The 24,127-nt window shown below is 61.3% G+C and carries 24 protein-coding genes and 1 pseudogene; 16 read left to right on the top strand and 9 right to left on the bottom strand.

Translation table 11 applies throughout. The features are described 5' to 3' along the window. Window positions 1-24: 24 nt before the first annotated feature. Window positions 25-891, bottom strand: a complete 867-nt coding sequence (locus tag QTL96_RS30685; protein WP_289730456.1) for an endonuclease/exonuclease/phosphatase family protein — start codon at window positions 889-891, stop codon at window positions 25-27. A gap of 79 nt (window positions 892-970) precedes the next feature. On the opposite strand from QTL96_RS30685, the gene obgE reads away from it, so the two are divergent. The 7 genes from obgE to modC all read left to right on the top strand — a co-directional run bounded on the left by obgE (window position 971) and on the right by modC (window position 8,234). Continuing rightward, the gene (gene obgE, locus QTL96_RS30680) at window positions 971-2,050 is read left to right on the top strand and encodes a GTPase ObgE (RefSeq protein WP_018901066.1); all 1,080 of its coding nucleotides are present in this window, start codon (window positions 971-973) and stop codon (window positions 2,048-2,050) included. Next, entirely contained in the window at window positions 2,043-3,212 is a 1,170-nt protein-coding gene (proB, locus tag QTL96_RS30675; protein ID WP_289730376.1) for a glutamate 5-kinase, read from the top strand. The genes obgE and proB overlap by 8 nt, the downstream gene beginning before the upstream one ends. Continuing rightward, window positions 3,205-4,488, top strand: coding sequence for a glutamate-5-semialdehyde dehydrogenase (locus QTL96_RS30670; protein ID WP_289730375.1), 1,284 nt, complete (start codon window positions 3,205-3,207; stop codon window positions 4,486-4,488). The genes proB and QTL96_RS30670 overlap by 8 nt, the downstream gene beginning before the upstream one ends. Next, entirely contained in the window at window positions 4,463-5,113 is a 651-nt protein-coding gene (locus QTL96_RS30665; protein WP_289730374.1) for a nicotinate-nucleotide adenylyltransferase, read from the top strand. The genes QTL96_RS30670 and QTL96_RS30665 overlap by 26 nt, the downstream gene beginning before the upstream one ends. A gap of 495 nt (window positions 5,114-5,608) precedes the next feature. Then, window positions 5,609-6,394, top strand: coding sequence for a molybdate ABC transporter substrate-binding protein (gene modA, locus QTL96_RS30660; protein WP_289730373.1), 786 nt, complete (start codon window positions 5,609-5,611; stop codon window positions 6,392-6,394). A 74-nt stretch (window positions 6,395-6,468) separates the two neighbouring features. Then, window positions 6,469-7,170: a molybdate ABC transporter permease subunit gene (gene modB, locus QTL96_RS30655; RefSeq protein WP_113197533.1), complete on the top strand. Its 702-nt coding sequence runs from the start codon at window positions 6,469-6,471 to the stop codon at window positions 7,168-7,170. Then, window positions 7,167-8,234: a molybdenum ABC transporter ATP-binding protein gene (modC, locus tag QTL96_RS30650; RefSeq protein ID WP_289730372.1), complete on the top strand. Its 1,068-nt coding sequence runs from the start codon at window positions 7,167-7,169 to the stop codon at window positions 8,232-8,234. Before modB ends, modC begins: the two co-directional genes overlap by 4 nt. On the opposite strand, the gene QTL96_RS30645 is transcribed toward modC, so the two are convergent. Next, the gene (locus tag QTL96_RS30645; protein ID WP_018901059.1) at window positions 8,231-8,611 is read right to left on the bottom strand and encodes a winged helix-turn-helix domain-containing protein; all 381 of its coding nucleotides are present in this window, start codon (window positions 8,609-8,611) and stop codon (window positions 8,231-8,233) included. The genes modC and QTL96_RS30645 overlap by 4 nt on opposite strands. 206 nt (window positions 8,612-8,817) lie before the next feature. Between QTL96_RS30645 and rsfS the strand changes: the two genes are divergently transcribed. The 6 genes from rsfS (at window position 8,818) to QTL96_RS30615 (ending at window position 14,560) form a co-directional block, all read left to right on the top strand. Beyond that, window positions 8,818-9,258, top strand: coding sequence for a ribosome silencing factor (rsfS, locus tag QTL96_RS30640; protein ID WP_037112036.1), 441 nt, complete (start codon window positions 8,818-8,820; stop codon window positions 9,256-9,258). A gap of 131 nt (window positions 9,259-9,389) precedes the next feature. Next, window positions 9,390-9,872, top strand: coding sequence for a 23S rRNA (pseudouridine(1915)-N(3))-methyltransferase RlmH (gene rlmH, locus QTL96_RS30635; protein WP_289730371.1), 483 nt, complete (start codon window positions 9,390-9,392; stop codon window positions 9,870-9,872). 121 nt (window positions 9,873-9,993) lie between these two features. Next, the gene (locus tag QTL96_RS30630) at window positions 9,994-11,430 is read left to right on the top strand and encodes a murein hydrolase activator EnvC (protein ID WP_289730370.1); all 1,437 of its coding nucleotides are present in this window, start codon (window positions 9,994-9,996) and stop codon (window positions 11,428-11,430) included. After that, window positions 11,420-12,742 carry a S41 family peptidase gene (locus tag QTL96_RS30625; protein WP_047509025.1) on the top strand — a complete coding sequence of 441 codons (1,323 nt, stop codon included), beginning with the start codon at window positions 11,420-11,422 and terminating at the stop codon, window positions 12,740-12,742. The genes QTL96_RS30630 and QTL96_RS30625 overlap by 11 nt, the downstream gene beginning before the upstream one ends. 79 nt (window positions 12,743-12,821) lie before the next feature. Then, window positions 12,822-14,018, top strand: coding sequence for a divergent polysaccharide deacetylase family protein (locus tag QTL96_RS30620; protein ID WP_289730369.1), 1,197 nt, complete (start codon window positions 12,822-12,824; stop codon window positions 14,016-14,018). Between the two features lie 11 nt (window positions 14,019-14,029). Continuing rightward, window positions 14,030-14,560 (top strand): RNA pyrophosphohydrolase, encoded by a 531-nt coding sequence (locus QTL96_RS30615; RefSeq protein ID WP_289730368.1) that lies wholly within the window; start codon window positions 14,030-14,032, stop codon window positions 14,558-14,560. A 55-nt stretch (window positions 14,561-14,615) separates the two neighbouring features. On the opposite strand, the gene bfr is transcribed toward QTL96_RS30615, so the two are convergent. The 5 genes and pseudogenes from bfr to QTL96_RS30590 all read right to left on the bottom strand — a co-directional run bounded on the left by bfr (window position 14,616) and on the right by QTL96_RS30590 (window position 21,402). Next, window positions 14,616-15,101, bottom strand: coding sequence for a bacterioferritin (bfr, locus tag QTL96_RS30610; RefSeq protein ID WP_018901052.1), 486 nt, complete (start codon window positions 15,099-15,101; stop codon window positions 14,616-14,618). Further along, window positions 15,067-15,461, bottom strand: a pseudogene (locus QTL96_RS30605) ((2Fe-2S)-binding protein). Before QTL96_RS30605 ends, bfr begins: the two are co-directional and overlap by 35 nt. A gap of 94 nt (window positions 15,462-15,555) precedes the next feature. Further along, window positions 15,556-19,002 (bottom strand): error-prone DNA polymerase, encoded by a 3,447-nt coding sequence (locus QTL96_RS30600; protein WP_289730367.1) that lies wholly within the window; start codon window positions 19,000-19,002, stop codon window positions 15,556-15,558. Continuing rightward, entirely contained in the window at window positions 18,999-20,411 is a 1,413-nt protein-coding gene (locus QTL96_RS30595; protein ID WP_354669164.1) for a DNA polymerase Y family protein, read from the bottom strand. The genes QTL96_RS30600 and QTL96_RS30595 overlap by 4 nt, the downstream gene beginning before the upstream one ends. Before the next feature lie 40 nt (window positions 20,412-20,451). Further along, the gene (locus QTL96_RS30590; protein ID WP_289730366.1) at window positions 20,452-21,402 is read right to left on the bottom strand and encodes a hypothetical protein; all 951 of its coding nucleotides are present in this window, start codon (window positions 21,400-21,402) and stop codon (window positions 20,452-20,454) included. Window positions 21,403-21,565: 163 nt separating this feature from the next. On the opposite strand from QTL96_RS30590, the gene QTL96_RS30585 reads away from it, so the two are divergent. Continuing rightward, window positions 21,566-22,003, top strand: a complete 438-nt coding sequence (locus tag QTL96_RS30585; protein WP_018901047.1) for a metallopeptidase family protein — start codon at window positions 21,566-21,568, stop codon at window positions 22,001-22,003. 37 nt (window positions 22,004-22,040) lie between these two features. Here QTL96_RS30585 and QTL96_RS30580 read toward each other — a convergent pair whose 3' ends face one another. Both QTL96_RS30580 and QTL96_RS30575 read right to left on the bottom strand, forming a co-directional pair. After that, complete coding sequence (locus tag QTL96_RS30580) at window positions 22,041-22,247, bottom strand: DUF1737 domain-containing protein (RefSeq protein WP_018901046.1); 207 nt, start codon at window positions 22,245-22,247, stop codon at window positions 22,041-22,043. 11 nt (window positions 22,248-22,258) lie between these two features. Next, window positions 22,259-23,182 carry a CoA ester lyase gene (locus tag QTL96_RS30575; RefSeq protein ID WP_289730365.1) on the bottom strand — a complete coding sequence of 308 codons (924 nt, stop codon included), beginning with the start codon at window positions 23,180-23,182 and terminating at the stop codon, window positions 22,259-22,261. A 112-nt stretch (window positions 23,183-23,294) separates the two neighbouring features. Here QTL96_RS30575 and QTL96_RS30570 point away from each other — a divergent pair, with 112 nt between their 5' ends. After that, window positions 23,295-23,537 (top strand): hypothetical protein, encoded by a 243-nt coding sequence (locus QTL96_RS30570; protein WP_018901044.1) that lies wholly within the window; start codon window positions 23,295-23,297, stop codon window positions 23,535-23,537. 137 nt (window positions 23,538-23,674) lie between these two features. Then, entirely contained in the window at window positions 23,675-24,103 is a 429-nt protein-coding gene (locus QTL96_RS30565) for a glyoxalase/bleomycin resistance/extradiol dioxygenase family protein (RefSeq protein WP_112942701.1), read from the top strand. Window positions 24,104-24,127: the final 24 nt, after the last annotated feature.

Here is a 24,127-nt window from a genome sequence, read left to right as displayed (position 1 = left end):
CCCACACGCATCGGGGCGCCTTCTTCAATTGTCGATCTCGACCCAGACGGGGAAGTGATCGGACCCCATGGCCGAGGTGTCGATCCGCGCGGACCTTAGCCGGCTTTCGAGGCCAGAACTGACGAAGACGTAATCGAGATGCATGCGCTTGCCATGATTTGCGGGATCCATCCAGCTGTAGCTGTCGGGCTGATAGGCGCGGAGCGCTTCGAAGGCGTCAACAGGCGTGCCGATGCGCGCCGTGCGCCCGTAATATCCGTCCTTTCGGCCCGCGAAAGCGCAGTATTCGGGCGATTCCGGCAGCATGTTGAAGTCGCCCATGACGAGATAGTCTTCGGGCAGCGGAAGCTCCTCGATCTCGAATTCGCGGGCGCCGGTCAGCGATCCGCCTTCATGGGTGAAGGCGTTGATGCGCTCATTGAGGTGAGCGAGTTGGCGGATGCGCTCGTCGCTGGAGACATGATCGAGATGGACCGAGTAGACGCGCACGGCATCGCCGGGAAGGTCGATGACGGCCTCTGTGGCGCTGCGTTGCAGGTTGAGCTTGGCGAGCGTCCGGCTGCGCGGCAGAAGCAGCGTGCGGGTCGACAGGATCGGCCAGCGCGACAGAACCATGTTGCCGAACTGCATGCGCATGCTGCGCGGCGCGGGACTGCCGTCAATCTCCGACACATGCAGGTCGCAGCCCGGTCCGTAGACCCAGAAATGGTCGGGGAAGAGGGCGCCGAGGTCGGCCACCATGTCGGCATATCGGTTTCGCGCGAAGCCGCGGGTGACTTCCTGGAGCGCGATGATGTCGGCGCCGGCAAGACTGTCGGCGATTCGTTTCAGATCGTACGTGCCGTCGAGACCGAAGCCGTACTGTATGTTATAGCTCGCAAACCTAACGATAATCTTTGACCTCCGGCTGAACGGCCTATATCGATCAGGCCAAGACGGGCGTCCAATGACACCGAATGATGGAAGTAAAATGAAATTTCTCGACGAAGCAAAGGTCTATATCAAATCCGGCAGCGGCGGCGCGGGTGCCGTGTCGTTCCGGCGCGAGAAGTTCATCGAGTTCGGCGGGCCTGACGGCGGTGACGGCGGACGCGGTGGTGACGTGTGGGTGGAAACCGTGAACGGTCTCAACACGCTGATCGATTTCCGCTTCCAGCAGCACTTCAAGGCGACGATCGGCACGCACGGCATGGGCCGCAACCGCACCGGCGCCAATGGCGAGCATGTGACGCTGAAGGTGCCTGTTGGCACACAGATCTTCGAGGAAGACCAGGAAACGCTGATCTGCGACCTGACGGAAGAGGGGCAGCGCTACTGCCTCGCCCGCGGTGGCAATGGCGGTTTCGGCAATGCGCACTTCAAGACCTCGGTCAACCAGGCGCCGGATTGGGCCAATCCTGGCCTCGAGGGCGAGGAAAAGACGATCTGGCTGCGTCTGAAGCTGATCGCCGATGCCGGCCTTGTCGGTCTGCCGAATGCCGGCAAGTCGACGTTCCTCGCGGCGGTTACCCGCGCGCGCCCGAAGATCGCCAATTATCCTTTCACGACGCTGCACCCCAATCTCGGTGTTGCGACGATCGATGAGCGCGAATTTATTCTGGCGGACATTCCCGGTTTGATCGAAGGTGCGCATGAAGGCGTCGGCATCGGAGACCGGTTCCTCGGCCATGTCGAGCGCACGCGCGTTCTGCTGCATCTCGTTTCCGCGCAGGAAGAGAATGTCGGCAAGGCCTACAAGACGGTCAAGCACGAGCTCAGGGCCTATAGCGACGAGATCGGTGACAAGCCGGAGATCGTGGCGCTGTCGCAGATCGACGTTCTCGACAAGGCGACGCTGACGAAGAAGACCAAGGAACTGGCCAAGGCTTGCGGCAGCACGCCCTACCAGATCTCGGCGGCAACGGGCATGGGCATGACCGAGGTGTTGCGTGCGCTGCGCGATATCATCGTCGAGGCCAATGCAGAGGCCAACATTGCCGAGAAACCGGCCAAAGCTTTGAAGGTGCGTCATCGCGATGTGATCGCCGACGAGGACGAGGCCAATGACTAGGCAGAAGGCGCTGGGTAGCTACCGGCGTATCGTTATCAAGATCGGCTCCGCGCTGCTCGTCGACCGCAAGACCGGCCTGAAGAAGAGCTGGCTGGACGCGATGTGCGCCGATATCGCGAAATTGAAGGCCAAGGGTGTCGATGTGCTGGTGGTGTCCTCTGGCGCCATCGCGCTTGGACGCTCGGTTCTCGATCTGCCATCGGGCGCGTTGAAGCTTGAGGAAAGCCAGGCGGCAGCTGCGGTCGGCCAGATCGCGCTTGCGCGCGATTGGTCCGAGAGCCTGTCGCGCGACAGCATCGTCGCCGGCCAGGTTCTGCTGACGCTTGGCGATACGGAAGAACGCCGTCGCTACCTCAATGCGCGCGCGACGATCAACCAGCTCCTGAAGATCGGCGCCGTTCCCATCATCAACGAGAACGACACGGTTGCCACCAGCGAAATCCGTTATGGCGACAATGACCGTCTGGCGGCGCGTGTCGCGACGATGGCGGGTGCGGATCTTTTGATCCTGCTCTCCGATATCGACGGCCTCTATACCGCTCCGCCGCATCTCGATCCGGATGCACAGTTCCTGGAGACGATCGCCGAGATCACGCCTGAAATCGAGGCGATGGCTGGCGGCGCCGCGTCCGAGCTGTCGCGAGGCGGCATGCGTACCAAGATCGATGCCGGCAAGATCGCGACGACCTCAGGCTGCGCGATGATCATCGCTTCAGGCAAGACCGACAGTCCGCTGTCTGCGATCGAAAGCGGCGCGCGGTCGTCATGGTTCGCGCCGTCGGGTACGCCCGTGACTGCGCGCAAGACCTGGATTGCCGGTCAGCTGCAGCCAGCCGGTGAGCTTCATGTCGATGACGGCGCGGTAACGGCGCTGGGCGGTGGGAAGAGCCTGTTGCCCGCCGGTGTGCGCAAGGTTGTCGGCGTGTTCAGCCGTGGTGATACGGTGGCGATCATCGGCCCGAATGGGCGGGAAATCGCGCGCGGGTTGGCCGGCTATGATGCCGAGGAAGCGCGGCAGATAACCGGCCGCAAGTCCAGCGAGATCGAGGCCATTCTCGGCTATGCCGGGCGCGCGGCGATGATCCATCGTGACGACATGGTCATGACCTCGCAAATCAATTCGAAATCGGAAAGGCAGAAGAAGGACGCCGCCCATGCTTGATACAGTCGTGCAACGCCCTGACATTGACGCGCTGATGAATGACATCGGCCGCAAGGCCAAGGCTGCTGCGCGACCGTTGGCCTTCGCCTCGACCGACGCCAAGAACGCTGCCCTGAATGCCATGGCTGATGCGATCCTAGCGGACAAGGACCATATCCTCGCTGAGAACGCGCGGGATCTCCAGGATGCGGCGGGCTCGGACATGTTGCCCTCCTTCATCGACCGGCTGACACTCACCGACAAGCGCGTCGCGGAGATGGCCGATGGCATTCGCGCGATTGCCGCGCTGAAGGACCCCGTCGGCGAAGTGGTCAGCGCTTGGGATCGGCCGAACGGCTTGCAGATCGAGCGCGTGCGCACGCCGCTTGGCGTGATCGGCGTCATCTTCGAAAGCCGCCCGAATGTTACGGCGGACGCCGGTGCGCTCTGCGTCAAGGCGGGCAATGCCGTCATTCTGCGCTGCGGATCGGATTCCCGTCGTTCATCGCAGGCTATCTATGAATGCATGGTGCGCGGCCTGAAGGCGGCGGGTCTCCCAGAGTATGCTATCCAGCTCGTTCCGACCACCGATCGCGCGGCCGTCGGCGCCATGTTGCGCGGATTGGATGGCGCGATCGACGTGATCATTCCGCGCGGCGGCAAAAGCCTTGTCGCGCGCGTGCAGAACGAAGCCCGGGTGCCCGTCTTCGCGCATCTGGAAGGGCTCTGCCATATCTATGTCGATGCATCGGCCGATCTCGACATGGCCAAGGAGATCGTTGTCAACGCCAAGATGCGGCGGCCGGGGATTTGCGGTGCGGTCGAGACCATTCTGGTCGACAGCGCTGTCAGCGACACGCACCTCGTGCCGCTGCTTGAGGTTCTCTCGGATGCCGGCTGCGAAGTTCGCGGTTCTTCAAGTGTCGTGGAAGCGGCGCCGGGAACGAAGGCTGCCACCGAGGAAGATTGGTCCACGGAATATCTCGACGCGATCGTTTCGGTCGCTGTCGTCGATGGCATCGATGGTGCGATCAAGCATATCCAGACCTATTCGTCGAACCATACCGAAGCCGTCATCGCCGAAGACCCAGCTGTCGTGGAGCGCTTCTTCACCGAGGTTGATTCCGCCATCCTGCTCCACAATGCATCGACGCAGTTTGCCGATGGCGGTGAATTCGGCATGGGTGCGGAGATCGGCATCGCCACCGGCAAGATGCATGCGCGAGGCCCTGTCGGCGTCGAGCAGCTGACCTCGTTCAAATACCGCGTGCATGGCACCGGCCAAGTCCGGACCTGATGTGATCAACGACGAATTGGACCGACGCTATCTTCGCGTGCCGCATGCCGAGCGGGGCATGGTGGTCGGTCTGTTCGGCGGTTCCTTCAATCCTCCGCACCAGGGCCACGCCCTTGTGGCGGAGATCGCCATCAAGCGGCTCGGTCTCGATCAGCTTTGGTGGATGGTCACTCCCGGCAACCCCTTAAAGGATCCGAGCCAGCTCTTGCCTCTGGCGGAGCGGGTGCGGCTCAGTGAAAAGCTCGCCAAACATCCAGCGATCAAGGTTACGGCTTTCGAAAAGAAATTCGGCACGACCTTCACCGCGGAAACGCTGGCGCGGATCAAGATCAGCAACCCGCATGTGCATTTCATCTGGATCATGGGCGCCGACAGCCTGAAGACTTTTCATCGATGGCAGCGGTGGCAGGATATCGCCCGCATGTTTCCGATCGCGGTCATCGACCGGCCGGGTGCGACGCTGTCGTTCCTGTCGTCGAAGATGGCCAAGACCTTCGACTTCGCTCGGATCGACGAGGATGATTCGAGAGCGCTCTGGAAGAAGCCGGCGCCGGCCTGGACATTCATCCACGGTCCGAGATCGCGACTGAGCTCGACAGCGATCCGCGCGCGGAACGGCGCTTAGCTCATTTCTCTCAATAATACGCTGGAAAATGAAAAGCCCGACGGGGGAGGATCCGTCGGGCTTAAAACTTGACCGGCAACTGGGAGGAGGAGTGTTGCCGATCCGTTACCGAACAGCTTGGGAGGAGGAGATCGCTGTCCGGTGAGAGACTTGTATGATGAGTATCACAGAAAGGAAAGCGGAATTGGTGCATCGCAGCAATGCATTTCTGGCATGTGTTTAAGTGTCGCACCCATCCAAATGCTCAATATCTGCGCACTACACTGGAGGTTTATCAAGTTTGAGGGCCTTTTGTCAGATGGATACTAGCAAATGGCTACCTCCTGGCCGCGCGCATTGCTGCCTTGCGGCAGTCTACCGCCCATGACCCACGCCAGTGCGATCAGCTCGGCTGCGGACCTATTCCACGCGTTGCGTTCAAGTGAATATAGCGCTGGTCAATAGCCAAGTTTCCGTTATATCTCTGCAGATATCTCGAAGTGTTGGGGAAACAATATGCAGAATCGTCGTCAATGGGTGAAATTCGCAGCCGTCGCGGTCTCCGCGATCTGGCTTGGTGCGACCGCCGGCACTGCCTTCGCCGCTGAAAAAGTTACGGTATTCGCTGCCGCGAGCATGAAGAATGCGCTTGATGCGGCCAATGCCGAATGGGCCAAGGAAAGCGGCAAGGAAGCCGTTGTCTCCTATGCGGCGAGCTCCGCTTTGGCAAAGCAGATCGAAGGCGGCGCGCCGGCGGATGTGTTCATCTCGGCCGACCTCGACTGGATGGACTATCTCGCCAAGAAGAACCTGATCAAGGCGGACACCCGCTCCAACCTGCTCGGCAACAGCATCGTGCTCGTCGCCGCCAAGGACAAGGTCAAGCCTGTCGACATCAAGCAGGGCTTCGATCTGGCCGGCCTGCTCGGCGACGGCAAGCTCGCGATGGGCGAAGTCAAGTCGGTACCTGCAGGCAAGTACGGCAAGGCGGCGCTTGAAAAGCTCGGCGTCTGGTCGTCGGTCGAAGGCAAGGTCGCCGGCGCTGAAAGCGTGCGCGCGGCGCTGGCGCTGGTCTCGCGCGGCGAAGCGCCGTTCGGCATCGTCTACCGGACCGACGTGAACGCCGATCCGGGCGTTGCCGTCGCCGGCACCTTCCCTTCCGATTCGCACCCGCCGATCACCTATCCGATCGCGATCCTGTCCGAGAGCAAGAATGCCGATACCGCCGCCTATCTCGACTTCCTGAAGTCGGAGAAGGCTGCGCACTTCTTCACCGAACAGGGCTTCACCATCCTCAAATAATTGCGGTTTTATACGCAACTTCGTAATCTGAAGGCCCGCCACGGTGGGCCTTCGTTTTTTCAGGAGCATCGCATTTGGAAGCACTTGGTCTGAGCAGTGACGAATGGACGGCGATCATGCTCAGCCTGCGGGTGTCGATCGTCGCGATGCTGGCAAGCCTGCCCTTCGGCATCGGCGTCGCGCTACTCCTCGCCCGCGGGCGCTTCTGGGGCAAATCCGTTCTCAACGGCATCGTGCATTTGCCGCTCATCCTGCCGCCCGTCGTTACCGGTTTCATCCTGCTTGTGCTGTTTGGCCGGCGCGGGGTGATCGGAGCCTTTCTCGATCAGTATTTCGGTATCGTCTTTTCCTTCCGCTGGACGGGAGCGGCGCTTGCCTGCGCGGTGATGGCCTTTCCGCTGATGGTGCGCAGCATCAGGCTCTCGATTGAGGCGATCGACCGCAAGCTTGAGGAAGCCGCCGGCACGCTCGGCGCCAGCCCGTTCTGGGTCTTCCTGACGGTGACGCTGCCCCTCACCTTGCCCGGTATCATCGCCGGCATGATCCTCGCGTTTGCCAAGGCGATGGGCGAGTTCGGCGCGACGATCACCTTCGTTTCCAATATTCCCGGCGAGACGCAGACGCTATCGGCTGCGATCTATTCCTTCACGCAGGTGCCGGGCGGGGATGCAGGCGCGTTGCGGCTGACTTTGGTGGCCGTGGTTATTTCCATGGCTGCGTTGCTCGCATCCGAATTTCTGTCACGTCTCATCGGGCGGAGAATCGATCCGCAATGACGCTCGTTGTTCAGGCAAAGCATCGGTTTGACGCGTTCTCGCTCGAGGCGGGGTTCACGTCGGAGCGCGGGATTACCGCGCTGTTCGGCCGTTCGGGCTCGGGAAAGACCTCGATGATCCGGATGATCGCCGGCCTGACGCGGCCCGACGAGGGGCGGATCAGCCTCGACGGCGAGATACTGACGGATACCGCCAAGCGCATTTTCGTCGCCAAGCATCGCCGGAGGTTCGGCTATGTGTTCCAGGAAGCACGACTCTTCCCGCATCTGACGGTGCGCCAGAACCTGACCTATGGTCGCTGGTTCGCGCCGAAGGGGGCGCCACGGGAGAGTTTCGAGCGGATCGTCGGCTTGCTCGATATCGAGAGGCTGCTTGGCCGCAGTCCCGAGCATCTGTCCGGCGGCGAGAAGCAGCGGGTGGCGATCGGCCGCGCGCTCTTGTCCTCACCGCGCCTGCTTCTCATGGATGAGCCGCTTGCCGCGCTCGACGAAGCGCGCAAGGCGGAGGTGATGCCTTTCCTCGAGCGTCTGCGCGACGAGATGGATATTCCGATCGTCTATGTCAGCCATTCGGTGGCGGAAGTGGCGCGGCTTGCCGATCAGGTCGTCGTCATGCAGGACGGCCGGGTGAAGGCCGTGGGCGCGGCAACCGAGGTGCTCAGCCTGCCCGCGGCGTCGCTTGATCGGCGCGAGGCGGGTGCCTTGTTGCAGGGGCGGGTCGAGGCTTTGGACGAACGGCATCGCCTGGCCACCGTTGCGATGGCGACCGTGCGGCTACGTGTGCCAGATGCCGGTCTTGCGCCGGGCAAGGCGGTGCGTGTTCGTATTCCCTCGCGCGATGTCATGCTCGCCACCGAACGGCCAAACGGCCTCAGTGCGCTCAACGTGCTTGAAGGTACGATCCTGGCGGTGACGCCTTCCGACGACGCGACCGTAGACGTCACAGTCGATTGCGGAGGCGATGCGATCCTGTCGCGGATCACCAGCTTCTCGGCGGAGCGCATGGCGCTGCGTCAGGGCATGCCGGTGTTCGCAATTATCAAGACAGTTGCGTTGGAGCCTTAGACAGCCGGCTCGGTGCCATCGATCAGACGGTTGCTTTCCAGCCAGGCGAGATCGTCGGCCAGGGTCACCCGGATCGTTTGCTCCATCTGCCGAAAGCGCGCCAGAAGTTCCTCGCCGAATTCAGTCAACGCCGCGCCGCCGCCCTTCTGGCCGCCGCGTTGCGATTCGACGACGGGATGTTTGAACATCCGGTTCATTTCGCTGACCAGCAACCAGGCGCGCCGGTAGGACATGTCCATCGCGCGGCCGCCGGCGGAGATCGAGCCGGTCTCCCTGATGTGCTCCAGCAATTCCATCTTACCGTGCCCAAGGCGATCCTCATGAGGGAAGCTGATGCGAAGGACCGGGACAAGCGTGTTTTCTAAAGGGTTTTTCATTTGCAATCTTCGCACTGGGACGAAGCATCACTTTACTGAGGGCGACAGCAACTGTACACAGCCCCGCAGGATGCACTTGAGGCTGAGCCATCCGTTGCTGCCGCGCCAAATCCGGCATTCATGCTTTGTGATCGCGGGCGTCTTGAAACATTTATGGTTCGGTGCCTATCTTAACCATGATTTGGTTCGCCAAATCAGTGATGTGCATGCTTTGTCATTCCGAGAAAGGGAAAGCACTGACAACAGTACACGCAAAGGGAAGCACGAAAGTCGTTGTCCCGAAGAGCCCGGAACGTGGCGTTGATGCCGCTGCCCGCGCCCTGCACACCGTCCTCGTCAGCCTCGAGGACTCCAAAGCTGAAGATATCGTTTCCATCGACATTGCCGGAAAATCGGCGCTCGGCGACTTCATGGTTGTTGTCTCGGGCCGCTCGAGCCGCCATGTCATGGCGATTGCCGACCACCTGCTCAGCGACCTCAAGGACGAGGGCTTCGGCTCCGCCCGGGTCGAAGGCCAGGATGCCGGCGATTGGATCCTTATCGATACCGGCGATGTTATCGTGCATGTCTTCCGTCCCGAAATTCGCGAGTTCTACAACATCGAAAAGATGTGGCAGGCTCCCGACCTGGACGAGACGCTGCACTGATACTGCGGCTGGCGGGCTGTCTGGACGCTGCGTCCGGCGCCTGATAGATGGCTGTGATTGGGCCGGCGGTGCTTTAGCCCCGGCCTGCGGCAGCTTTGAGCCGCGAAAAGCCTGATAGCAGGAGCGGATACATGCGCGTTGGTCTTTTTGCCGTGGGGCGGCTCAAATCCGGCCCGGAGAAGGATCTTGCGGCGCGTTATTTCGACCGCTTCGCGAAGGCTGGTCCCGCCATCGGCCTTGAATTCTCCCGCGTTGTCGAAGTCGCCGAAAGTCGCGCGTCCAATGCCGATACGCGCAAGCGCGAGGAAGCAGGCATGCTTCAGAAGTCGCTGGCGGATGGCAGCATCCTCATTCTTCTCGATGAGCGCGGCAAGGCGCTCGACAGCGAAGGCTTCGCCACTCTTCTCGGCAATTACCGCGATCAGGGAAAGCGCGAGATGTTGATCGCGATCGGCGGCGCCGATGGACTTGATCCGGCGCTCTACGATCGCGCCGACGCAACGCTGTGCCTGGGCAAGATGACGTGGCCGCATCAACTCGTTCGCACGTTGATCGCCGAGCAGCTTTATCGCGCCGTGACGATCCTCTCCGGCCATCCCTACCATCGCGTCTGAGCGCTCACGATCATTCACGCAGGTGTGTCTTGCGCGATCGGGCGGCAGGCCTCAATCTTTCTGGCAAAGATGGTCAAATCAGCTTAATCTTCGCGCGGTTTAAGAGGATTTACCGATCGGCATGCCGACACCTGCATCCAAGCGAAACTATGTGATCTTGTCGGTTGCCGTGGCGGGCCTCGCCGCGTCGGTTCTCGGCGTGTCCGGGTGGGTTTCCGCTCTGGCGCAGGAGCAGCCGGCCGCTGCACAGCCGGCCGCTGCACAGGCGGCGAACGCGCCCGTTGCGGCTGCGGCGCCCGATCCGGCCGTCGAACTGGAAAAGAAGCGTGACCAGACGCGCAGCGAACTGGATGCGCTGTCGAAGACCATCAATCTCTCTTCGAGCAAGGTCGCGGAACTGCAGAAGAGCATCGAGGATCTGGACAAGAGCACCAGCAGTGTTCGCCAGGCGCTGATCGATTCCGCCGCGCGGCGCAAGTCGCTGGAAAAGCAGATATTGGAGAGCGAGAAGAAGCTTGCCGATCTGGGCGTGAAGGAAGACGCGGTTCGCCACTCGCTGCACGAGCGGCGTGGATTGCTGGCCGAGGTGCTCGCGGCTTTGCAGCGGATGGGCCGCAACCCGCCGCCGGCGCTTCTGGTGACGCCTGATGATGCGCTTGCGTCCGTGCGCAGCGCCATCCTGCTCGGTGCCGTCGTTCCCGGCATCCGTAAGGAAACGGATAAACTCGCCGCCGATCTCGGCAGCCTGGCCTCTCTGCAGGCCGCAAGTGCCGCCGAGAAGGCCGGCTTGACGACGACGATGACCAACAGCCTCGAGGAAGAGCGGCGCATGGATCTGCTTCTCGCCGAGAACGAGAAATTGAGCCGGAGCAATACAGCCGAGCTCAATGCCGAGCGCCAGCGCTCCGAGGAGCTCGCGGGCAAGGCCACGAGCCTGGAGAGCCTCGTGGCATCGATGGAAAGCGAGATTTCATCCGTTCGCCAGGCGACCGCCGCGGCGCGTCAGGCGGAGGAAAATCGCAGGCTGCTGACGGATGAACAGCGCGCGCAGGCCAAGGCTTTGGCCGACAGCGGGGTGCCCGATAAAAACCGCATTGCGCCCGCATATCCGTTCGGAGAATTGAAGGCCAAGCTGGAGTTGCCCGTTGCCGGCGATATCCTGCGCCAGTTCGGCGATGCCGATGGAACAGGCCATGAGGCGATGGGTATGACGCTGGCGACCAACCCGGAAACGGTGGTCACCGCACCGGCGGATGGTCTGATCGTTTATGCCGGCGCGTTTCGCAGCTACGGGCAGATGATCATTCTCGATGCCGGCGACGGATATCACCTGGTTCTCTCCGGAATGGAGACCATGAACGCGCGGCAGGGCAAGTTTGTTTTCGCCGGCGAACCACTTGCGGTGATGGGTGCGAAAAGAGTGGCCAGTGCGACTGCATTGGCGCTGGAAACAAACCGACCAACGCTTTACATTGAATTTCGAAAAGACGGAAAGCCGGTCGATTCCCGACCATGGTGGACCGCCAAAGACACCGGAAAGGCACGCAATGATTCGTAGGGCTTCTCTTGTTCTGGTTGGCGCATTGATGGGTGCGACGGCCATGAGCGTCATCTATTCCGCCGGTGTGCCCGCGGAAGCGGCGGGGGCGTCCACCTACAAGGAACTGTCCGTTTTCGGTGACGTATTTGAGCGTGTTCGCGCCCAGTATGTGACGCCGCCGGCCGAGGACAAGCTGATCGAGAATGCCATCAACGGCATGCTTTCTTCGCTTGACCCGCATTCGAGCTACATGAACGCCAAGGACGCGGCGGACATGCAGACCCAGACCAAGGGCGAGTTCGGCGGTCTCGGCATCGAAGTCACGATGGAAGACGAGCTGGTCAAGGTCATCACGCCGATCGACGATACGCCGGCCGCCAAGGCAGGTGTTCTCGCCGGCGATTATATCTCGGAAATCGACGGGCAGTCCGTCCGTGGCCTGAAGCTCGAAGACGCTGTCGAGAAGATGCGCGGTGCCATCAACACCCCGATCAAGCTGACGCTGATCCGCAAGGGCGCCGACAAGCCCATCGAGCTGACGATCGTTCGCGATGTCGTGGCCGTGCAGGCGGTCAAGTCGCGTGTCGAGGATGATGTCGGGTATCTCCGTATCATCTCGTTCACCGAGAAGACGTATCCGGACATGGAAAAGGCGATCGAGAAGATCAAGAAGACCGTTCCGGCCGACAAGCTTAAGGGCTACGTGCTCGACCTGCGCCTCAATCCGGGCGGCCTGCTCGATCAGGCGATCCAGGTGTCGGATGCGCTTCTGCAGCGCGGCGAGGTTGTTTCCACGCGTGGCCGCAATCCGGACGAAACCCGCCGCTTCAATGCCGGCCCTGGTGATCTGACAGATGGAAAGCCTGTGATCGTTTTGATCAACGGCGGTTCGGCTTCGGCCTCGGAAATCGTCGCCGGCGCCCTGCAGGATCTGCGTCGCGCCACGGTTCTCGGCACGCGCTCCTTCGGCAAGGGATCGGTTCAGACCATCATCCCGCTCGGCGAGAACGGTGCTCTTCGCCTGACGACGGCGCTCTACTACACGCCGTCGGGCCGCTCGATCCAGGGCACCGGCATCACGCCTGACATCAAGGTCGAAGAGCCGCTGCCGGATGATCTGAAGGGCAAGATGGTGACCGAGGGCGAATCCGCCCTGCGCGGCCACATCAAGGGCCAGAGCGAGACGGACGAGGGCTCGGGCTCCGTCGCCTACGTGCCACCGGATCCGAAGGATGACGTGCAGCTCAACTACGCGCTCGACCTTCTGCGCGGAAAGAAGACGGACCCGTCTTTCCCGCCGAACCCTGAAAAGGCCGTCAGCGCCAAGTAACCATCAGATGAGGCGTCAGGCCGGATGAGTATCCGGCCTGACGCCTTTTTGCTGTCCTGATGATGGAAGCAGCCGAAGAATGAATACCGATCTGCACGCGCCTCTTGGACAGAACCGCAAGCCGGGCGGCAAGCGCCCTGGCGTCTTGCGCACGGGGCGGGTGGTTGCCGGGCTTTGCCTCGTGCTGATCGGCGGCTTTTCGGTCTATACCGCCTTTCGCGGCGATGGCCTGAAGCGCGAGACACCGCCCGCCAAGGAACAGGCCTCCGCCGTCCCCACCGACACCACGCAACAGGTCGCCACGCCCGATGCCGCGCCTCCCAACGGCATGCCGCGCAGCGAGCCGAATTCCGGCGCCAATGTCGAGCGGATGACGACGGGCGATGGCTCGGTGGTCACCAAATACAGCCCGAAGACCCGCGACGGAAACGGCCCCGTGCTGATCGACGCCATGCAGGTGGGGCAGGATCCGCGAATGGCCGCGCTGCCGAATGATGCCCTGCTCGAGGCGTCGTCATTCGGGCGGCTGCCGATCGTCGGGCCCGATGGCCGCCGGCCGATGGATCAATATGCACGGCCATGGTCTGGCGCGCATGGAACGCGGATCGCGATCGTCGTAAGCGGGCTTGGTCTCAGCCAGACGGGGACGCAGCGGGCGATCCAGCAGTTGCCCGAGGAGGTGACGCTTGCATTCGCCGCCAGCGGCAACAGCCTGCAGCGCTGGATGCAGGAGGCGCGCCGGTCCGGTCACGAAATCCTGATCCAGGTGCCGCTAGAGCCATTCGATTACCCGGCGAACGATCCAGGCCCTGATACGCTGCTGACGTCGAAAAGCGTGGCCAAGAATATCGAGAGCCTGCACCGAGCGATGGGCGAAATCACCAACTATACCGGTGTGCTGAACTACCAGGGCGGCCGTTTCCTCTCGGATGCGAACGCGCTGGAGCCCGTCATGCGCGATATCGGCAAGCGCGGGCTGCTGTTTCTCGATGACGGCACCTCGGCGCAGTCGAAGACGGCCGCGATCGCGAAGGGCACCGAGACGCCCTACGCCTTTGCCGACGTGCAGCTCGACGGGCAGGTGGATTTCAACGCGATCACCAACAAGCTTGACGAACTCGAGCGCGTGGCCAAGCGCAACGGCCAGGCGATCGGTGTTGCCTCTGCATTTGACGAGAGCATCGATGCCATTTCAAAGTGGACGGAAGAAGCGGCGATGCGCGGCATCGAGGTCGTCGGGATCGCCGCGCTGACCAATGATCCGAAGAAACCCTAGCAGAGACAACCATGAGCCAATCGACCGTTAAAGCCGAAGATCTGCCCTATCGCCCCTGCGTCGGCGTGATGATCCTCAACCGCGCCGGGCTGGTCTGGGCCGGTCGCCGAATTCCGGCGGAAAATTCGGAATATGACGGCTCGCCGCAGCTGTGGCAGATGCCGCAGGGTGGCATCGACAAGGGCGAAGATCCGCTGACAGCTGCTTATCGCGAGCTTTATGAAGAGACGGGGATGAAGACAGTAACGCTGCTTGCCGAGGCGAAGGACTGGATCAACTACGACCTGCCGCCGCAGCTGATCGGTATCGGGTTGAAGGGCAAGTTTCGCGGGCAGACGCAGCGCTGGTTCGCCTTCCGCTTCGATGGCGATGAGAGCGAGATCGCCATCAACCCACCGCCGGGTGGGCATTCCGCGGAATTCGACGCGTGGGACTGGAAGCCGATGGCGGAGTTGCCGGAGCTGATCGTGTCGTTCAAGCGCGGCGTGTACGAACAGGTGGTCGGCGAGTTCCGCCATCTCGCGGGGTTGCCGGCCGCCTGATTGACGGCTGTGTGATTGGATGCCGGCCGCCTGAGCGGCCGGGTCCAGGGCTCGATTATTCGGCTTGGTCGGCGGAGTCGGCGTTCAGCTGGCCATACTTGGCTTCGCCGATCTTGCCGAGCAGCTCAAGCTGCGTCTCGAGGAAGTCGATGTGGCCTTCTTCGTCCATGAGGAGCTCTTCGAAGAGCTTCATGGAAACGTAGTCGCCTGCCTCGTGACAGATATCGCGGGATTTCTTGTAGGCGGTGCGGGCGTCGTATTCGCCGGCGAGATCCGCTTCCAGGACTTCCTTGACGTTCTGGCCGATGCGCAGCGGCGCAAGCGTCTGCAGGTTGGGGTGGCCTTCGAGGAAGATGATGCGTGCGACGAGTTTGTCTGCATGCTGCATTTCTTCGATCGATTCAGCGCGCTCCTTCTTGGCGAGCTTGGTGTAACCCCAATCTTCAAGGAGTCGGTAGTGAACCCAGTACTGGTTGACAGCACCGAGTTCCAAAAAGAGGGCCTCGTTAAGCCGCTCGATGACTTTTTTGTCGCCTTTCAATGTCCGCTCTCCTGTTTTCTTCATGGAAGTTTCTGAGGCGAGACATGAAATCAAATATTTCGGCATCCGTCGAGTGCCGACGGGCGTGATAGTCCTCGGTCGTCTGAATGATGATGTCGACCACATTCGGGAAACAGCCGCAGCAGCGGCCGCGTTTTTCCATGGCGTGGTAGACTTTCGCAGGGACAATAAGCTGCCAACAGTCCTCATCGAGAAGGCTGTTGATAACCTCCCGGATTTCGGTGTCGGTTATGTAGTTGCAACTGCAGACAAGCACGTCTTCATTCCAAACATGACAATGACTATCGTCTTTTTGCTAAAGAAGACGCTCGTTGTCAAGAAAGATTCATATTCAGGCACTCCCGCTTCGCCCGCCTTCCGGCTCGTTTACGATCCAATCGAAGCGTATAGCTCTCCGCTTGCGACGATGCCCGATCGGACTCGATATTGAAAATCAATGAAAATTACGTCCCTTCGGCATGACCGAGGCCGTGGCTTCATCACGCCCGCGCTTGTCCTGCGTGGTTATTCTTTTTTCCATCACCGCCTTCTCCAATGTCTCGTTGAGCTTCTTCTGCCGGGGATCGGCGGTCGGGCGGCGCGCTTCGTCCGAGCGATCGCAGACGCCGAAGCGGTTCGCCTCCTTCTGCAGCAGCCCCAGCGCGTGCGTCATGTCCTCGATGTGATCGACAACCGTATGGATCACCCCGCTCTGGCTCTGCAGCTTGCCGCGTATCTTGACGAGCCGGGCGCCCATGACGATGGCACGGTATTTCTCGAAGGTCTTCGGCCAGACGATGGCATTGGCCACGCCGGTTTCATCCTCCAGTGTCATGAAGATCACACCCTTGGCCGAGCCCGGGCGCTGACGCACCAGAACTAGGCCGGCGATCGTCACCCACCGGCCGTTCGCCACCTTGAGCAGGTCGACGCTGCGGGTGATGCCGATGCCACGCAGCTCGTCGCGCAGGAAGGACAGAGGATGCGCCTTGAGCGACAGCGACAGATACCGGTAGTCCTCGACCACCTGCTCGCCTGGCAGCATTTCAGGCAGTCTGGCTTGCGGCTCGACTTGCAGGTCGAGATGAGATGCCTGATCGAACAACGGCAAGCGCTCGGCAGCACTCTTCGCATCCAGCGCACGGACCGCCCATAGCGCCTCGCGCCGGGACAGGCCAATGCTGTTGAAGGCATCCGCATCCGCCAGCCGCTCGATATCGGATTTATCGAGGCCCGAGCGCAGCCAGAGATCGCGGATGGAGGTGTAGCCGTATCCCCGGTGTGCCATCAGCTTCTCGCATATGGCGTCCTCGGATAATCCCTTTACCTGGCGAAAGCCGAGCCGGACGGCGTGGTTGGCCTTGATGACATCGCTCATCTCGCGGTGGCGGAAATCAATCCGACGATTGTCGAAGCGTCCGTCTTCCAGCAGGCAGTCCCAATCCGAACTGTTGATATCGACCGGCCGGATTTCGACGCCATGCTCCCTGGCGTCGCGGACCAGCTGCGCTGGCGCGTAGAAGCCCATTGGCTGCGAGTTCAGCATGGCCGCACAGAAGATATCGGGATAATAGGCCTTCATCCAGGAGGAGGCGTAGACGAGCAGCGCGAAGGAGGCCGCGTGGCTTTCCGGAAAGCCGTATTCGCCGAAGCCCTTGATCTGGTTGAAACACTGTTGCGCGAATTCCCGAGGGTACTCCTTGGATACCATTCCGTCGATGAAGCGCTGTTCGAAATTGCCGATGGTGCCCGTCCGCTTGAACGTTGCCATGGCACGGCGCAGTTGATCGGCCTCGGCAGGCTCGAAACCGGCCGCCGTGATGGCGATTTGCATGGCCTGCTCCTGAAAGAGCGGTACTCCAAGCGTTCGTTTCAGAACCTCCTTCAACTCTTCACTGGGGTATTCGATTGGAATATTTAGCTTTTCCTGTTCCCTTCGCTTCAGATAGGGGTGGACCATGTCACCCTGGATAGGCCCTGGCCGGACAATGGCGACCTCTATAACGAGGTCGTAAAATCTTCTCGGCCGAAGGCGCGGCAGCATGCTCATTTGCGCCCGGCTTTCGATCTGGAAGACGCCCAGCGTATCGGCCCGGCACATCATGTCGTAGACCGGCTTCTCGTCCTCATGCGTGTCATTGCCGAGATCGGCCAGCGTCTTCTTCACGTCGTAGTGCAGCAGCAGAAGATCGAAGGCCTTGCGCAAGCAGGTCAGCATTCCGAGCGCCAACACGTCGACCTTGAGGATCTTCAGATTGTCGAGATCGTCCTTGTCCCACTCGATCATGTAACGGTCCGGCATGGCCGTGTTCATGATAGGCACGACTTCATCGAGCCGATCGCGGGTGATGACGAAACCGCCGACATGCTGAGTGAGGTGGCGCGGAAAGCTCAAGAGTTCGGATGCGTATTGCAGGACGTGGTTGGTTACGGGGTTTCCGGTGTCGAGGCCGGCGGCCCTTGCTTCGCGTTCAGACAGCTTGTCATCCGACCAGCCCCAAACCAGACTGCCGATCGCCGATTGCACATCTTCTGACAAGCCGAATGCCTTTGCGACCTCGCGGCCTGCGGAACGGGTGCGATAGCTGGTGACGGCCGCCGTCAGTCCAGCGTGCTCCTTGCCGTATCGCTTGTAGATATGCTGGATGACCTCCTCGCGCCGATCATGCTCGAAATCGACGTCGATATCGGGTGGTTCGTCGCGGTCCGTCGACATGAATCGGTCGAACAGCAGCACGCTTTTTTCCGGGTTAACCTCCGTGACTTCAAGGCAGTAACAGATCACCGAATTGGCGGCCGAGCCGCGGCCCTGGCAAAGGATCTTGAGCTCATAGCGGGCATGCATGATGATGCGGTGGACCGTCAGGAAATAGGGCGCGTATTGCTTCTGCTTTATGAGGTCCAGTTCGTAGACGATCTGCTCCCGGGTCTTCTCCTTGATGCCTTCAGGAAAACGCCTTGCCGCTCCCGCCCATGTCAGGCGCTCCAGCGTTTCGTAAGATGTTTCGCCCGCGTCGTTCTCATCGGGATAATTGTGTTTCAGTTCGTCCAGGCAAAAGCTCAGCCTGGAGAAGAACTTCTCCGTGTTGGCGATCGCATCGGGATATTCCCTGAAAAGCCGCGCCATCTCGGCTCCATACTTCAGATAGCGTTCGGCATTCGGCGCCAGCAGAAAGCCGGCTTCCGGGATTGGTACGTGCTCCCTTATCGATGTGACGATATCCGACAGAGGGCGGCGGGCGGTGTCGTGATAAAGCGGCTGGTTGGAGGCGATAAGGGGCACGCGGTTTCTGGAAGCGAGGATCGAAATCACCGCAAAGACGCGCTTGTCGCGACCGTCATAGGTTGATGTCATCGTCATGTAGAGCTTGTCACGGAAGCGGGCGCGGAGACGACCGACGCAGGCTTCGAATGTGTCGCAGCGCAGGGGATCGTCGGCAACGACAAGATCAGGGATGATCGCCAGCATCATCTGGTCTCCCCATTCCATAAGGTCCGATTCCGTGAGGATGCAGTTACCCTTTTCTGCGCGCAGATTGCCGGCGCTCAACATGCGGCAGAGATGTGCCCAACCCTTTCGATTTTGAGGATAGGCTAGAATATCGGGTGTTCCGTCCGAAAAGACCAACCGGGCGCCGGGTTGCAGACGGACCGGGTCAAGGATGTTTTCTGGGTTCTCTCCCTTTTCCAGCAGGCCCTTTTCTTTCCGCTCGAATTTCTTCTGAAGCGCCGTTGCCTGCGCGTGCGCCCTCACCACGCCCGCGACCGAGTTGCGGTCGGCGATGCCGATGCCGCCTAGCCCCAGGACTGCGGCCTGCAGCACCATTTCCTCAGGCTTGGAGGCCCCTTCCAGAAAGGAGAAATTGGTCTTGGCGCCGATCTCGAAGAAAGCCTGTGTCATGCGAACATCCCGTGCATGTACCAGCTTTGCGTCTCGTCCTGGCCGTACAGACCCTTGCGATAGATCCAGAAGCGGTGGCCCTGATCATCCTCGACGCGGAAATAGTCGCGGGGCTGCGTATCCTTGCCGTCGAGCCACCATTCCATGGCAAGCCGTTCCGGCCCCTCGCTTTTGACGATACGGTGGCGCATGCGGCGCCAGTGAAAATTGGCCGGCGCGCCATCTGGCACCTCGATGGCAAAGGCATCCATCGGTTCCGCCCTTTCCAGCAGACGCGCGGGTCTCTCGCCGCGTGAGGGGGCGGGATTGCCTGGCGGGATCTTTGCGGTGAGGCCGTCGATGGCGGGAACCGAAATCACGGCCCTTTCCGGCAGGTGGCTTTCGCGCAACTGGAACGTCTGCAGGCAATCCGATCCCAATCGCGCGGAAACACGATCGACGAAGGCTGCCAGTGAGGCATCCTTCTGCTGGTGTCCCTCGAAATCGCTCTGGGCCGTATCGAAGGCTTCGTGCCGCAGGACATTGAGGCGCAGGATCTCGAAGCCGTAACCGGCATCGAGATCGTCATGGACGGCCTGCAGGCGTTCGGTGAACAGGACGGCGATGCGCCTTGGTTCCCGCAGCGGCCTGGTCGTGCCGGCCGCGATGCGGAAGACCTTGCCATCGACGCGAAACAGGACGAGTTCGAAAACACGGCCGCCGACGCCGCGCGCCTCCAGCGACGGTTTCAGCGCATGGGCGATCTGGTCGGTCACGGCTAGAATCTCCTCTTCCGCGGCGACCGGTTCCATCAAGCGGCGCTCGGCCGAGAGGCTGGCGACGGGCAGGCGTGGCGATATCGGCTCCTCGTCCGTTCCAAGAACCTGATCAAGCCGCAACAGCACGCTTGCGCCGAAGCGGCGGGTCAGCGGCGCGCGCGGGGTTTCCATCAGGTCGCCGATGTATTTCAGGCCCATCTTGGTGAGCCCTGCAACCGTGTCGTCCGAGAGGCGAAGTGCAGCGACAGGAAGGGGAGCCACGACCCTTTCCGTCTCATCCGCGTCGATTACACCCCCTTGGCCGAAGCGGCTGACCGCCCAGGAGAGGCCCGGGGAGGAGGCGATGGCGCCCCGGACGTCGATGCCCATTTGAAAGAGCCTAGACAGGATATCCTTGAGGAGCGCCTTTTCTCCACCGAAGAGATGGGCGCAGCCGGTGATATCGAGAAACAGGCCATCCCTGCCGTCGAGCGCCACCAGAGGCGTATAGCGGTCGCACCAGTCGGCAATGCCTTCGAGAAAGCGCAGGTCGGCGGCCGGATCCTCCTCGATTACCTCGATCGTCGGGTGGATGGCGCGGGCTTCGGCGACCCCCATGCTCTTTTTCAGGTTGATCGCCTCGGCTGCCTCGTCCAGCGCCGTCAGCCGCATGGTGTTGGCGTGGCGGCCGGAACAGACGATCGGCGGCGTCTCAGGACGATTGCGCAAACGCCAGGCGAGACCCCACTTCTTCCTGGATATGCGATCGGTCGGCAAATGCGGGAAATGCAGTGCCAGAATGCGCTGAGCGTTCGCCTGGAAAGCGAGTGTTGGCTGATGGGCGGACAGGGAAAAACCGGCGGTCATGGGGGTTCCACTCCAGAAGAATGGAGAAGGGAGCCGGGTTTCGGCTCTTCTCCAAGGTGATGCGAAAGATCGGATTGCCGATGCTGCCGCCCAGCATCGAGCCATCAGGCAAGGGCCGCGCCGCAGATGGCGCGGGTTCGGCAAGGAAGCGGAAGATGGCGCTGCTGGCCTCTTCCTCCGCTGCCTGCCGCAACAGGAAAAGCGGGCGGCGCGACGCCTTGGCCCGCAGGTTGAGACGACGGCTTTCCGTCAGGCCGAAGGGCCTGGGATTGCCGCGAACCTCAAGAATGGTGGCCGGGAAAACGCCGCTTTCGACGGCGGTTTCCGCCAACCACAGCGCGTCCTCCAGCTTTTTGGGTGCGGCGTGCAGGAAGAGCCGCGGCTTCAGGCCGAAATCGCTGAGGCCGACGGCATAGGGCCGCCCCGCCTCCATCGTCGCCACCGTGTCGGCGATCCAGAGGATCGGCAGGTGCGCGTAAGCGCCGTCCTCCTCCTGCCGCTGCAACATGGCCGCTATCGCCAGAACGAAGCCGCTGCTTGCGCCGGCATTGCGCAACAGCGTCGTGCGGATTTCGGTCAGGCCATCGAGCGGCAGGCCGCCGTCGAGCGCTTCATCCAGAGCGGGGATTCCGAGCGGCAGGCGCAAGGCGTCTTCGCTCCTCGGCTTGTCGAGAACGGTATCGGCCAAAGCCTGGTTTTCCGCCGCCGCCAATGCGGGCACCGGTTTTCCTTCAAGCTTTGCAATGGTTTCGCGGAGCGCAAAAAGCCGCTCGCGCGCCACGGCCGACTGTGCCACGACGTCACTCCATCTATCGTATGTTCCTATTATGTTCTTATGGATTCCAGAGCTCGACCGAAGAGTCAACAGCCGTTTGATGTGAATTTATTCCTGCCCTTGATTCCGCTCTCGAAAATCAGCTGCAAAGGCTCTATATGGGCGGCAAAGGAAAGGAGCTTTTATGGCTCGCATAGACCAGAGCGACAATTGGCAGGATCGCCACGCTCCGACAATCAGCACGTTCGAGTCCCTGGCGATGGAGGCCTACAGCCACCTGCCGGAAGAATTCCGTGCGCTGACGACCAATCTGACGATCGAGATCGAAGACTTCCCTGATGACGAGGTGTTCGAGGACATGGCGCTGGAAACGCCGTTCGATCTGCTCGGCCTGTTCGAGGGGCGCGGGATTTCCGAGCGCTTCACCCTGGAAACGGGCGAGCTTCCCAATCGCATCCGCCTCTACAGGCGGCCGATCCTCGATTATTGGGCCGAGAACGACGAAACGCTGGGCGATATCATCACCCATGTGCTGATCCATGAGATCGGGCACCATTTCGGTCTCAGCGACGATGATATGGAGCGGATAGAGGCGAGCGCGGAAGAGGCGGCCGAGCGCTAGACGCTGGGCGCTTCGTGCAGGCCTCGACCGAAAATTCTTACTGCTCGGAGAGCTTCATGTCGGGGTGGTAATCCTTGCCCTCGACATGCTTGACGATCGCCTGGGCGCACATCACCTGGCCGGTCTGCGAGTTGAAAGTCATGGCCGGCGAGCCGTTCAGCGACCAGCCCTTGTTGAGGGCATCGGTTACGCGGTGGCAGAAGGCGGCGTCGTCCTGGCCGGTCAGAAGGCGGTAGAGCTTCATCACATCGTCTTTCAGTTTGCCGTCTGGCCTTTTGCCTTTTGGCGATCTGCAATCAGGCGGGCTTTATGAACCAGAGTTTCCGCCTGGACAAGATGCAGCCGTTCGATCATGCGTCCGCCGACATTGATGACGTTGAGGCCATCCGTGGCGGGGTCGGCGAAGGCTTTTATGATCGCCTCAGCTTCGGCGATGGCGGAGGCATCCGGGCCGAAATGCCGGTTGGCGGGCTCGATCTGCGCGGGATGGATCAGCATCTTGCCATCGAAGCCCATGGCGCGCGCCTCGGCGCATTCGGTGTCGAAGCCATCGATATCCTTGAAATCGTTGAAGACGCTGTCTATGGCGCAGAGGCCGTAAGCGCGCACGGCGAGGATCACCTGCATCAGCCAGGGCACGAGATATTGCCGGCCGGGCTGCGGCAAGACGCCTGTTTCCTTGCGCAAATCGTTGAGGCCGACGACGAAGCAATCGAGCCTTGAGCCCGCCGTTCGGCCGGCCTCGGCGATCGCCGCGGCATTGAGGATGCCGCGCGGTGTCTCGATCATCGCCCAGATCCGCACTTCGTCGGGCGCATCGGCATCCGCGAGAAGATCGCTGACCGACATCACGTCTTGCGGTTCGTTGACCTTCGGCAGCAGAACGGCATCCGGCTCAAGCGCGCTCACGAGCTCCATGTCGGCGCGGCCCCAGTTGGTGTCGAGGCCGTTGATGCGGATGATGCGTTCCTTGTCCTTGAGCGGTTTGCCCCGGAAGAAGGCGGCCAGGTTTTCGCGCGCTTCGGCTTTCTTCTCGGGCGCCACTGAATCCTCGAGGTCGAAGATCACCGCATCGCAATCGAGCTGATGGGTCTTTTCAAGCGCGCGTGGGTTGATCGCGGGAACGCTCAGCACCGAGCGGCGCAGGTTCATCGAACGGGTGAGGGGAGACTGGCTCATCACGAATGTGTGTCAAGCTTTGTGACCGATGGCAAGACAACAAAAAGCCATGCTTATCTTGCAGAAGACAAGACGAAGGACCACATTCCTTTCCTAGAAAGGTTTCAAACCCATGCAGAATATTCGTTCCGTCTTCCTTTTGCTTGCAGGCATCACCGCATTCGCAGCATTGGCGCTCCTCACCTTTTCGGTGACGCTCGCCGTCGGCGCCATTCTGACGGTGCTGATGGTCGGCCGCGCGCTCTCGCTGAAGATGAAGGCGGCTCCGGTCTGTGCAAGGGCGAAGTCCAAGACGCGCGATGGTCAACCCATGCGCATCTGGAACGACGGTCGCGGCACGATCATCGATCTCTGATCGTCCCTATCTGATCGCTTCTGGCGCCCCGAATTTATTTCATTCAGTCTGTCGGCTGGCGTTTTGCTCGCGCGTCCTAGATGCGGCAAGGCTTGTGGCTGCACAAGCATCACGCCCAGGCATCAATGGAGGACTGCATGGAAAGCGAAACGCAAACCGGCCAGATGGCCATGCCGCCGGTCAAGAACGGGCTGCTCCCCTACATCACTGTCGATGGCGCGCTGAAGGCGGCGGAATTCTACGGAAAAGCTTTCGGCGCCGAGCAGGCATTCGTCGTGCCGCCTGATGAAAATGGACGCACCATGCATGTGCATCTCTATATCAACGGCAGCTCACTGATGCTGAGCGACGCTTATCCCGAACACGGCCACCCTTTCCGGCCGCACCAGGGCTTCTCGCTGCAGCTCGTCGTCGACGATATCGATCTCTGGTGGGATCGGGCGGTGAAGGCCGGTGTAGAAGTGGTCATGCCCGTCGAGCGCATGTTCTGGGGCGATCGCTATGGTCAGCTGCGTGATCCCTTCGGCGTCTCCTGGGCGATGAACGAGCCCGCCAAGGCCGGCTAGATCAGCCGCGCCCGGCCGGACGAT

The organism is Rhizobium sp. S163, from assembly GCF_030380805.1.
Lineage (GTDB): Bacteria > Pseudomonadota > Alphaproteobacteria > Rhizobiales > Rhizobiaceae > Rhizobium.
The sequence above is the reverse complement of the archived record's forward strand: the minus strand, read 5'-3'. Positions and strand labels throughout refer to the sequence as shown.